10 protein-coding genes and 2 pseudogenes are annotated in these 11,317 nt (G+C 71.8%); 2 read left to right on the top strand and 10 right to left on the bottom strand.

Annotated features, from left to right (window positions below):
- The 3 genes and pseudogenes from A5643_RS18585 to A5643_RS03100 form a co-directional block, all read right to left on the bottom strand.
- Nucleotides 1–76 (bottom strand): annotated as a pseudogene (locus A5643_RS18585) (hypothetical protein); the annotation flags it as partial.
- Nucleotides 70–174, bottom strand: a pseudogene (locus A5643_RS18010) (wyosine base formation domain-containing protein); the annotation flags it as partial. The pseudogenes A5643_RS18585 and A5643_RS18010, both read right to left, overlap by 7 nt.
- A gap of 9 nt (nt 175–183) precedes the next feature.
- Nucleotides 184–1,464 (bottom strand): MFS transporter, encoded by a 1,281-nt coding sequence (locus A5643_RS03100; protein ID WP_156628484.1) that lies wholly within the window; start codon nt 1,462–1,464, stop codon nt 184–186.
- 122 nt (nt 1,465–1,586) lie between these two features.
- On the opposite strand from A5643_RS03100, the gene A5643_RS03095 reads away from it, so the two are divergent.
- Nucleotides 1,587–2,192 carry a YqgE/AlgH family protein gene (locus tag A5643_RS03095; RefSeq protein ID WP_066851841.1) on the top strand — a complete coding sequence of 202 codons (606 nt, stop codon included), beginning with the start codon at nt 1,587–1,589 and terminating at the stop codon, nt 2,190–2,192.
- Here A5643_RS03095 and A5643_RS03090 read toward each other — a convergent pair.
- Genes A5643_RS03090 through A5643_RS03080 form a run of 3 tightly spaced genes read right to left on the bottom strand, consistent with a single transcriptional unit; the run spans nt 2,189 to nt 4,498 of the window.
- Nucleotides 2,189–3,175, bottom strand: a complete 987-nt coding sequence (locus A5643_RS03090) for a bile acid:sodium symporter family protein (protein WP_156628482.1) — start codon at nt 3,173–3,175, stop codon at nt 2,189–2,191. The genes A5643_RS03095 and A5643_RS03090 overlap by 4 nt on opposite strands.
- 8 nt (nt 3,176–3,183) lie before the next feature.
- Complete coding sequence (locus A5643_RS03085; protein WP_066851850.1) at nt 3,184–3,531, bottom strand: hypothetical protein; 348 nt, start codon at nt 3,529–3,531, stop codon at nt 3,184–3,186.
- 25 nt (nt 3,532–3,556) lie between these two features.
- Nucleotides 3,557–4,498: an LpqN/LpqT family lipoprotein gene (locus tag A5643_RS03080; RefSeq protein WP_066851836.1), complete on the bottom strand. Its 942-nt coding sequence runs from the start codon at nt 4,496–4,498 to the stop codon at nt 3,557–3,559.
- Nucleotides 4,499–4,704: 206 nt separating this feature from the next.
- Here A5643_RS03080 and leuS point away from each other — a divergent pair, with 206 nt between their 5' ends.
- The gene (gene leuS / locus A5643_RS03075) at nt 4,705–7,578 is read left to right on the top strand and encodes a leucine--tRNA ligase (protein ID WP_066851834.1); all 2,874 of its coding nucleotides are present in this window, start codon (nt 4,705–4,707) and stop codon (nt 7,576–7,578) included.
- A 12-nt stretch (nt 7,579–7,590) separates the two neighbouring features.
- Here the strand turns inward: leuS and A5643_RS03070 are convergent, their stop codons facing one another.
- From A5643_RS03070 to A5643_RS03055, 4 genes are read right to left on the bottom strand one after another with little or no spacing between them, the layout of a single operon-like run.
- The gene (locus tag A5643_RS03070; protein WP_066851832.1) at nt 7,591–8,256 is read right to left on the bottom strand and encodes an SDR family oxidoreductase; all 666 of its coding nucleotides are present in this window, start codon (nt 8,254–8,256) and stop codon (nt 7,591–7,593) included.
- A gap of 8 nt (nt 8,257–8,264) precedes the next feature.
- Nucleotides 8,265–8,786, bottom strand: a complete 522-nt coding sequence (locus tag A5643_RS03065) for a MarR family winged helix-turn-helix transcriptional regulator (RefSeq protein ID WP_066851830.1) — start codon at nt 8,784–8,786, stop codon at nt 8,265–8,267.
- Nucleotides 8,787–8,822: 36 nt separating this feature from the next.
- The gene (locus A5643_RS03060) at nt 8,823–9,557 is read right to left on the bottom strand and encodes an amino acid ABC transporter ATP-binding protein (RefSeq protein WP_066851828.1); all 735 of its coding nucleotides are present in this window, start codon (nt 9,555–9,557) and stop codon (nt 8,823–8,825) included.
- A complete protein-coding gene (locus tag A5643_RS03055; RefSeq protein ID WP_066851848.1) occupies nt 9,554–11,314 on the bottom strand; it encodes an ABC transporter substrate-binding protein/permease in 1,761 nt (586 codons plus the stop codon). The genes A5643_RS03060 and A5643_RS03055 overlap by 4 nt, the downstream gene beginning before the upstream one ends.
- Nucleotides 11,315–11,317 lie beyond the last annotated feature (3 nt).

Genomic DNA, 11,317 nt, shown 5'->3' with positions numbered 1-11,317 from the left:
TCGCGACCATCTGCTTGGAGTACTTCAGCGCCCGCATCCGCTTGCGCGTCATCTTGGCGCCGACCACCTCGGGGTGGGGGTCGCCCACGCGTCGGGGGCCAGCGGCGCCACCAGGGCGTCGAGGGCTTCGCTTTCGGCATGCAGATCGGCGACGATCGGACCTGGGTCGGCCATCGGCACAGCTTAACGGCCCGACGTGCGGGTGGCCGACCGGCCGAACCCGGCGTGGCTGGCCAGGCCGAGCAGGTAGAACGCCGCGGCCGCGGGGACCAGCGCCGGGGCGCGCCCGTCGGCGGGCATCACCGAGGCAGCCGCGGCGATCGCGGTGACGAACGACACCCAGAACAGCGCGTCCTGCACGGTGAACACGTGCCCGCGCAGCGAGTCGTCGACGTCGATCTGCATGGCCGAATCGGCGCACAGCTTCACCGTCTGGCCGGCCATGCCCAGCAGGAAGCCGCAGCCCAGCAGCACCGGGATCTGCAGGCCGATGCAGGCCAGCTGGATGAGCGCGGCGGCGGCCAGCGCGCCGTTGCCGGAGGCATAGCGGCCCCAGCGGCGCACCAGCAGCGGGGTCGCCAGCGTCGCGGCGAACGAGCCGCCGCCGGCGGCCGCGCCGAACAGCGCCGCCATCCCCAGCCCGGCGACGCCCTCGGTGTCGACATGGCGCACCAGCATGAGGATGAGCAGGGTGTTGATCCCGAACGCCATCCGGTGCGCCACCAACCCCGACAGGGTGGCCGCGACGGTCGGGTAGCGGCCGAGTGCCCGCAGGCCGGCGGCCCAGCCGGTGGTCACCGCGAAGAACACCGACCGGTGCGGGGTGGGACCGTCGGGGCCGAGCGCGCGCGGCGGGAAGCGCAGCGCGAGCCAGAACGCCACCGCCACCGGCAGCGCCACGAGGAAGATGACCGTCGCCGCGCCCGCGTCGCCCGCCCCGAACAGTTGGCGGGGCAGCAGCATGAAGTAGGCGCCGAAGAAGGCGGCGACCGCCCCGGTGGCCACCGCGATCGAGTTCATCGTCACGACGTCGCGTCGCGGCACGACGTGGGGGAGGGCGGCGGACAATCCCGAGCTGACGAACCGGGTGAACCCGTTGGCGATCAGCGCCGTGCACAGCAGCGCGAGCTCCCCGGCGCCGACGGCCAACAAGAACCCGATCGCGACGACCAGCACCAGCCGCACCGCGTTGGCGGCGACCAGCACCACCCGCCGGTCCCAGCGGTCCAGCAGCGCCCCGGCGAACGGCCCCAGCAGCGAGTACGGCAGGAACAGCACCGCGAACGCGCCGGCCACCTCCCACGGGTCGGCCACCCGCTCGGGGTTGAACAGCAGCGCGCCGGCCAGCCCGGCCTGGAACAGCCCGTCGCCGAACTGGCTGGCGGCGCGCAGCTGCAACAGCCGCCAGAAATCCGGTAGGGCGCGCACCGATCGCCACAGCGTGAGGCGCGCGCGCGTCTGCATCACCGAACCTGCTTCCCGACGGCGGTGACACGGCGGACACCGGCCCCGACCACCGTACAAATTATTGGAATAGACCGAGCCGGTTCACCGCCCGCCCGGCGGCCGGGTGTCATGATGGGGAGGTGGCCCAGCCCGAAGACCCCGAGGACTACGCCGCGCCTGCTGCGCATCGCCTGCGGGCGGGGACGCTGCTGCTGGCCAACACCGATCTGCTGGAGCCGACCTTCCGGCGCAGCGTGATCTACATCGTCGAGCACAACGACGGCGGCACCCTCGGTGTGGTGCTCAACCGGCCCAGCGAGACCGCGGTCTACAACGTGTTGCCGCAGTGGGCGCGGGTGGCGGCCCGCCCCAAGACCATGTTCGTCGGCGGGCCGGTGAAGCGGGATGCGGCGCTGTGCCTGGCCACGATGCGCATCGGCGTGGACCCGGCCGGGGTGCCCGGCCTGCGGCACGTCACCGGCCGGGTGGCGATGGTCGATCTCGACGCCGAGCCGGAGCACATCGCCCCGCTGGTCGAGGGGGTGCGGATCTTCGCCGGGTACGCCGGCTGGACGATCGGCCAGCTGGAGGACGAGATCGAACGCGACGACTGGATCGTGCTGTCGGCGCTGCCCACCGATGTGCTCGCCGAGCCCGGCACCGACCTGTGGAGCCGGGTGCTGCGCCGCCAGCCGATGCCGCTGGCCATGCTGGCCACCCATCCGATCGACGTCAGCCGCAACTAGGCCGGGTCGGCCGCCGCGTCGGCGGTGCGCGCCAGGCGCGCGGCGATCACCGCGCAGACGATCAGCTGGATCTGGTGGAAGAGCATCAGCGGCAACATGGTGATCCCCACGGTGGCGGCCGGGAACAGCACCAGCGCCATCGGCAGACCCGAGGCCAGGCTTTTCTTCGACCCGCAGAACAGCAGCACGATGCGGTCGGCGCGGGAGAAGTCGGCCAGCTGCCCGGCCACCACGGTGATGCCCATCACCAGCGCGAGCAGCAGCGCGCTGACCACGGTCACCGCCACCAGCTGCCAGGGCGCCACCGTGCTCCAGATGTGCCGGGTCATCCCGATCGAGAACGCGGTGTAGACCACCAGCAGGATCGAGCCGCGGTCGACCACCCGGGTCAGCGCGGCGTGCCGGGCGATCCAGTCCGCCACCCACGGGCGCATCAGCTGACCGGCCAAAAACGGCAACAGCAGCTGCACCACGATGTCGCGGATCGCGGTGGGGTCCATCCCCGGCACCCCGCCGGTGTGCATCAACAGCATGACCAGCAGCGGGGTCACCACGACGCCGACGATGTTGGACACCGACGCGCTGACGATCGCCGCCGAGACGTTGCCGCGCGCGATCGAGGTGAACGCGATCGAGGACTGCACGGTCGAGGGCACCAGGCACAGGAACAACAACCCGGTGTAGAGGTCGATCGTCAACACCGTGGGCACCAGGCTGCGCGCGATCAGGCCCAGCACCGGGAAGACGACGAAGGTGATGGCCAGCACCAGCAGGTGCAGCTGCCAATGCCGCAACCCCTGCCACGCCTGGCGCGGCGAGAGCCGGGTGCCGTAGAGCCAGAACAGCAGCGCGATCGCGGCCTTGGTCGCCACCTCCAGCACATCGGCGGCGGCGCCCGAGGCGGGCAGCACGGTGGCCACCGCCACCGTCGCCAGCAACGCCAGCAGGAACTTGTCGATCGGAAGCGCCGACAGCCGCCGCAGCATGGCGCTCAGTGACAGGGCTGGATGCAGGCGGTGCAGCTGCCGCCGCAGCCACCGCCGGCAGCGGGTTGCGGCTGTCGGGCGGCGAAGCGTGCGGTGTGCCAGAGACCGGCGGTCACGGTGCCGGCCGCACCGACCACCCCGACGATCAGCACGACCAGCGCCGCGCTGCGGGGCGCCACGAACGCGGCCACCCCGCCGGCGGCCAGCATGCCGGCGGCGGCCAGCTGGGTCGGTGCCACGGCGCGCAGCACCTGCTGCACCGGGTCGCCGGCGTCGGCGTGGGTGAGCACCCACAGGCCGCGGGCCGCCACGGCGACGGCCGCCACGCAGCAGAGCACCCCGGCGATCAGCATGACCACCAGGATACGAGGCCGTACGTCAGTTGATCGGGGTGGGCTGGATGATCGGCTGGTTGGGCGGTGCGGCAGGCGGACCCGCGGTGGGGGCGGTCGGCGGTGTTCCGGGCCGGCTGGGCACCGCCCCGGGCGGCGCGGGGGCCGGGCCGGGAACCCCGGGACGGGTCTGCGGGACCGGGCCGGGCGGCTGGGCCGCCGCGGGCAGGCTGACCCGGAATCCGGTGACGATCGCGTCGGTGGCGGCGGCCTCGGCGATCGCGACCGACGCCGCGGTGGTCACCGCCAGCGACACCAGGTACCGGTCGGTGCCCGCGGTGGCCAGCACCGTCCGTCGGGCGGTGTTGAGCGTCATGTCGTTCTGCCGGTAGGTGCCCTCGATGCGGGCGGAGGGGAAACCGTTGGCGTTCTCCAGCGCCTGGTCGGTGGTGCGCCAAGCCGGCAGCTGCTGGGTTTTGACGTTGCCGTGGGCGATCGCTTCCGCCACGTCGAAGTCGCCGACCAGCTTGTAGACCACCAACTGGGCGTTGGAGGTGTAGATCGAGTCGGTGGAGCGGTCGGCGAGCACCACGAACGCGTCCGGGACATTGGGGTCGGGCACCTGCGTCCAGCCCTGCGGCACCGGCAGCGTGATGTCCAGGGCGTCGAAGCCGGCCGCGACCTGCGGCTGGAATTCCACCCCCTTGGCCTCGAGGAAGTCGCGCATGGTCTCCGAGTTCGCCGGGACCAGCGCCGGCCCGGGCGGCAGCGCCGCCGGGGCGGTGGTGGGCAGCACGGCCGGGCCCGCCGGGGGAAGCGCCGCCGGGCCGGCCGGGCTGTGCTGGGCCAGGGCGTCGGGGGTAACCGGGGCCGGGGACGGGGCGGGGACGACCGGGTCGGCGGCCGCGACGCCGCCGCCGAAGCCGACCGCGACGGCGGTGACCGCCGCCAGGACCGACCAACGGCGGGTGCTGCGCGTGCTGGTCATCGATCCTCCCCACCAACTACCCGGTACCAGGTCCGAAACGCCTGTGCAGCCGACCCTAAGCACCGGCACCGGACCGACTCCAGCGGCGGAACACAGCTGGTATCAACCCGGGACCGTCTGCTGACCGCCCCGCAACCCAACCGAGACCACCGCAACCGATTCGAGGCGACCGGAGCCCCCCGACGCGGGCTTATACCCTGTTGGACGTGACCGAGCCGTCGACCACCGCCCCGGACCGCAGCCGCGACGACGATGCGGCGGCCCCGCCGCACCGCTACACCGCGGCGCTGGCCAACCGGATCGAAGGCGACTGGCAGCAGGAGTGGGCCCGGCGCGGCACCTTCCACGTCGCCAACCCGGTGGGCGAGCTGGCGCCGGCCGACGGCGCCCCGCTGCCCGGGGAGAAGATGTTCGTCCAGGACATGTTCCCCTACCCGTCCGGGGAGGGGCTGCACGTCGGGCATCCGCTGGGTTACATCGCCACCGACGTCTACGCCCGGTATCACCGGATGACCGGCCGCAGCGTGCTGCACGCATTGGGCTTCGACGCGTTCGGGCTGCCCGCCGAGCAGTATGCGATCCAGACCGGCACCCACCCGCGGACCCGCACCGAGGCCAACATCGTCAACTTCCGCAGGCAGGTGGGCCGGCTCGGCTTCGGCCACGACACCCGCCGCAGCGTCTCCACCACCGACGTCGACTTCTACCGGTGGACGCAGTGGATCTTTCTGCAGATCTACAACGCCTGGTTCGACGAGCGGGCCGGCAAAGCCCGGCCGATCGCCGACCTGGTGGCCGAATTCGAGTCCGGCGAGCGCACTCTCGACGACGGCCGGGACTGGTCGGCCCTCGATGCGGGGCAGCGGGCCGACGTCATCGACGGGCAGCGCCTGGTCTACCAGGCGGACTCGATGGTCAACTGGTGTCCGGGTCTGGGCACCGTGCTGGCCAACGAGGAGGTCACCCCGGAGGGCCGCAGCGAGCGGGGCAACTTCCCGGTTTTCCGGAAACGGTTGCGCCAGTGGATGATGCGAATCACCGCCTACTCCGAGCGGCTGCTGGAGGATCTCGACGTGCTGGACTGGCCGGAAAAGGTCAAAGCCATGCAGCGCAACTGGATCGGCCGCTCGACCGGCGCGGCGGTGCTGTTCGGCAGCGACGCCGGCGACATCGAGGTGTTCACCACCCGACCCGACACGCTGTTCGGCTCGACGTACCTGGTGCTGGCGCCCGAGCACCCCCTGGTGGACGAACTCACCGCGGCGGACTGGCCCGAGGGCACCGATGGGCGCTGGACCTACCGGGCCGCGGACCCGAAAGCGGCGGTGGCGGCGTACCGCTCGGCGATCGCGGCGAAGTCGGACCTGGAGCGCCAGGAGAACAAGACCAAGACCGGGGTGTTCACCGGCGCCTACGCCACCAACCCGGTCAACGGCGCCCGGGTGCCGATCTTCGTCGCCGACTACGTTCTGATCGGTTACGGCACCGGCGCGATCATGGCGGTGCCCGGCCACGACCAGCGGGACTGGGAGTTCGCCACCGAGTTCGGTCTGCCGATCGTGGAAGTGATTTCCGGCGGGGACATCTCCGAGGGCGCCTACGCCGGCGACGGCACCCTGGTGAACTCCGACTACCTCGACGGGATGAGCGTCGAGGACGCCAAAACCGCTGTGGTGGAACGGCTTGCGGCCGGCGGCCGCGGCGACCGGCGCGTGCAGTACAAACTGCGGGACTGGCTGTTCGCCCGGCAGCGGTACTGGGGTGAGCCGTTCCCGATCGTCTACGACGCCGACGGCCGGCCGCGCCCGCTCGACGACTCGGCGCTGCCGGTGGAGTTGCCCGACGTGCCCGACTACTCACCGGTGCTGTTCGACCCGGACGACCCGGCCAGCGAGCCTTCCCCGCCGCTGGCGAAAGCCACCGACTGGGTGCACGTGGACCTGGACTTCGGTGACGGCCTCAAGCCCTACACCCGCGACACCAACGTGATGCCGCAGTGGGCGGGCAGCTCCTGGTATCAGCTGCGCTATATCGACCCGCTCAACCCGGATGAGTTCTGCGCCAAGGAGAACGAGGCGTACTGGATGGGGCCGCGGCCCGCCGAGCACGGCGCCGCCGACCCGGGCGGGGTGGACCTCTACGTCGGTGGCGTCGAGCACGCCGTGCTGCACCTGCTGTATTCGCGGTTTTGGCACAAGGTGCTGCACGACCTGGGGCACGTCACCTCGCGTGAGCCCTACCGCCGGTTGGTCAACCAGGGCTACATCCAGGCGTACGCCTACACCGACCCGCGCGGCAGCTACGTGCCCGCCGATGAGGTGATCGAACGCGACGGTGCGCACTACGTCGTGGGTGCCGACGGGGAGGTGCCGGTCCGCCAGGAGTTCGGCAAAATGGGCAAGAGCCTGAAGAACTCGGTGTCGCCGGACCAGATCTGCGACGACTACGGCGCGGACACGCTGCGGGTGTACGAGATGTCGATGGGCCCGCTGGAGGCGTCGCGGCCGTGGGCCACCAAGGACGTCATCGGCGCGCACCGCTTCCTGCAGCGGGTGTGGCGACTGGTGGTCGACGAGGAGACCGGCGCCAACCGGGTCGCGGAGCACGAGGCGCTCGACGACGCGACACTGCGCGCCATGCACCGCACGATCTCCGGGGTGACGGAAGACTTTGCGGCGCTGCGGAACAACACCGCGGTGGCGAAACTGATCGAATACACCAACCACCTGACCAAGGAGTCGGTCAGCGCACGCGGCGCGATCGAGCCGCTGGTGCTGATGCTGGCCCCGCTGGCCCCGCACGTCGCCGAGGAGTTGTGGCGGCGGATCGGGCACGACACCCCGCTGGCACACGGCCCGTTCCCGGTCGCCGACCCGGCCTACCTGACCGTCGACGAGGTGCAGTACCCGGTCCAGGTGAACGGCAAGAAGCGGGGGCTGATCACCGTTGCGGCCGACGCGGATTCGGCGACGTTGGAGGCCGCGGCGCTGGCCGACGAGAAGGTCGCCGCGTTTCTGGCCGGGGCCAGCCCGAGGAAGGTCATCGTGGTGCCCGGTCGGCTGGTCAACCTGGTGGTCTAGCGGGCTGGTGGTCTAGCGGGGCCGCACCACGATCTCGTGGACGTGCCCATCCGGCGGCGTCGCGACCGCCTCGGCCACCAGGTGCGCCACCGTCTCCGGACGCAGGAACCGGTCCGGGTCGTACTCGCCGCCTTCGTAGGCGACCAGCCCGCGCTGCATCGCGCTGTCGGTGCGTCCGGGATGCACCGAGGTGACCCGCAGTGTCGGCTCGTCGGCGCGCAGCGAGTCGGCGAACGAGCGCAGCGCGAACTTGCTCGCCGAGTAGGACGCCAGCCCGGGTGAGGACCGGAACCCGGAGCCGGAGTTGATGAAGACCACCTGGCCTTCGGCGGCGCGCAGCGCGGGCAGCGCCGCCAGCGTCAACGCGACCGCCCCGATCACGTTGACCGCCATGGTGTCTCGCCATTGCTCCACGGTGGATTCGGCGACCCGCGCGGGCAGCGCCACCCCGGCGTTGTGCACCAGCACATCGAGGCGGTCGGGCAGCCGGGTGTCGGCGGCGATGGCGGCGGTGTCGTTGAGATCCATCGGCCAGGTGGTGGCGCCCAGCTCGGCCGCCACCCCGGCCAGCCGGTCGGAGGGCCGCCCGGGCAACAGCAGGTCGTGGGTGGGGGCCAGCGCCCGGGCGATGGCGGCGCCGATGCCGGCGCTGGCGCCGGTGATCAGTGCGGTGGGCATCGGCTCGCTCAGCCCTGGTTCGCGTCGGGCCCGGCGGGCGGCACCGTCGGGGGGTCGCTGCGGACCGGATCGGCGGCGGCGAGCCGCTCCAGCGGGGCCAGCGCCCTGGTCAGCGCCTCGCGTTCGGCGGTGCTGAGCTGGTCGAGCATCCCGGCCAGGGAGGCCTGCCGATTGCTCAGCGACTCCTGGTGCACCGCGAGCCCCTCCGGGGTGATGTCGACCAGCACCGCCCGCAGGTCCGACGGGTCGCGGGAGCGTTTCACCAGTCCGATCTTTTCCAGCCGGCGGATCGCCACCGTCGTGGTCGGCGTGCGGACCCGTTCGTGGGCGGCCAGCTCGGTCATCCGCATCGGGCCCTGGCACAGCAGCGTGTAGAGGATCGACAGTTGGGCGAGGGTGAGGTCACCGGTGGCGTCGCGGCTGGTGCTGGTGTCGCCGCGGCGCAGGATGGACACCAGCTTGGTCAGGGCCCGGTGGAGGCCCTCCGCCAGCTCCGCCACCTCCGGTGGGGCGGCATCGCTCGTCGCCATAATTCGCCAGTCTAACGTGTTGGGTATTCCGGCAGGTCAGAGAACCTGCGAGAGGAAGCGCCGCAGCCGGTCGGTCTGCGGATCGGTGAACAGGCGTTCGGGGGGACCGGATTCCACCACTTCGCCGTGGTCGATGAAGACCAGCCGGTCGGCGGTCGAGCGGGCGAAGCCCATCTCGTGGGTGACCACCACCATCGTCATCCCGTCGGCGCCCAGGTCGGCGATGAGGGCCAGCACGCCTTTGACCAACTCCGGGTCCAGCGCCGAGGTCGGCTCGTCGAAGAACATCAACTGCGGTGACATCGCCAACGCGCGCGCGATCGCCACCCGCTGCTGCTGCCCGCCGGAGAGCGCGCCGGGCCGCACGTCGGCCTTGCCCTTCAACCCGACCCGGTCCAGCTGCCGCAACGCCAACTCCCGGGCCGCGTCCGAAGGAAGGCGCAGTAGCCGGCGCGGTCCGAGCATCACGTTGGCCGCCACCGAGCGGTCCGGGAACAGGTTGAACTGCTGGAACACCATGCCGATCCGGCGACGCAGCAGATCGGGGTCGTCGCCGAGGACCGAGCGCCCGTCGAGCAGGATGTCGCCGCGGTCGGGCTCGTGCAGCCGGTTCAGCGCCCGCAACAGGGTCGACTTGCCCGAACCGGACGGCCCGATGATCGCGGCGGTGCTGCCGGCGGGCACCTCCAGGTCGATGCCGCGCAGCACCGGCTGACCGCCGAGGGACAGGTGGATACCCTTGGCCGCCAACGATACTGCCGTGCCGGTCATGTCATCTCCTGCCCGGCGGACAGGGTGATCAGCTCACCGCGGCGGCGGGTGGGGCGGCCCTGCCGCATTCGGGTGTCGATCACGTTGACCAAATGGGTGAGCGGCACCGTCAGAGCGAGGTAGAACAGACCGGCCGCCACCAGCGGGGAGAGACTGCCGGTTTGGGCGTTGAGGTCGCGGCCGACCTGGAACAGCTCGCGCTGACCGACCAGCAGGCCCAGGAAGTACACCAGCGCAGAGGCTTTCAGCAGCGCGATGAACTGGTTCATCAGCGCCGGGAGCACCCGCCGGATGCCCTGCGGCACCACCACGAGCCGCATCGCGGCGGGGTAGGAGAAGCCGAGTGCGCGCGCCGCCTCCAGCTGTCCCGGCTCGACGCTCTGGATCCCGGACCGGAAGATCTCACCGACGTAGGCGGCGGCCATCAACCCCAACGCCAGAATGCCCAGCGGGTAGGGGTTGTTATTGGTCACGCCGCTGGCCACCGGGCCGAGACCCAACCCGATCAGCAGGATGATCACCACCTCCGGCAAGCCCCGGAAGATGTCGGTGTACACCCGGGCCGGCCAGCGCAGCCAGCGCCGCCGGGACAGTCCCGCCACCGCCAGCGCCATGCCCAGCACCACGCCGATGGCCGCCGCGCTGACGGTCAGGATGAGCGTGTTGGGCAGGCCGGTGGTCAACAGCACCGGAACGGCCTGCCGGTACATCTCCCAGTCGAGGAAGGCGGCACGCAGCCGACTCAGGGTGGAGGCCGGGGCGGCCGCGGCCGCGGGGGGACGCTGCGGGTGCTCGGCGGCGATGGCCGCGAAGTCGGGCAGCTTCGGTGCCGGGGCGGCGCGGGAGCCGGGCTTCCAACCGGGCGGCAGTTCGCGGGGCACCCACTCGGAATACAGTCGCGCCCAGGTGCCGTCGGCGATCACCGCGTCGAGCCCGGCGTTGAGCGCGTCGATGAGCGGCCGGTTGGTCTGGGCCACCGCCCACGCGACGAAGGTGTCGACGCTGATCGTGTTCGCGGTGATCACCGCGGGATCGCCGGGCTGCACGAGTTGGCGGGCCTGACTGGCCGGGGCCACCCAGGCGTCGATCTGGCGGGATTTGAGGCTGGCGTAGACGGTGTTGAAGTCGGGGAATTTGACCGGTTGCAGGCCCAGGACGTCGACGACGTAGGCGTCCTGAATGGTGCCCTGCACCACCCCGATCCGGTCGGCGGCGGTCAACTCGTCCATCCCGGCCAGCGGTGAGCCGGGCGGCACCACCAGCGAGTAGTAGCCGAAGTCGTAGCCGTTGGTGAAGTCCACGGTGCGCCGCCGGGCGTCGGTCGCCGCGACCGACGCGGAGGCGACGTCGAAGCGGCCCGCTGCGACCTGCGCCAGCAGGCCGGAGAAGTCGGTGCCGACGAAACTGACTCGCAGCCCGAGCTTTTCGGCGACCGCGCGCAGTAGCTCGTCGTCGAAACCGCTGTACCGGCCGGCGGCATCGATGCAGCTGGTCGGCGGGGCGTCGGAGAGGGTGCCGACGGTGAGCGTGCCGGGCACGGCCAGCCGTAGCGCGCCGACGTCGACGTCGGCCAGCGCGGCGGCGGTGGCCGTGGTGTGGGTGTCGCGGTCGGGTAGGCCCGGGGTGTTGGTGAGGTTCGCCGGCAGCGGGGCGGCGCTGTCGGGCCCGGGTGGGGCGCACTGGTCGGGTGCCGCCGATGCCGGCGCGGCCCAGGACAGTGCGGCCAGCGTCAGCAGCGCCGCGATCAGGACGCGCATGCG

It is taken from the genome of Mycobacterium sp. 1274756.6 (assembly GCF_001668625.1).
Lineage (GTDB): Bacteria > Actinomycetota > Actinomycetes > Mycobacteriales > Mycobacteriaceae > Mycobacterium.
This window is presented reverse-complemented; position numbering and strand designations above follow the sequence as displayed.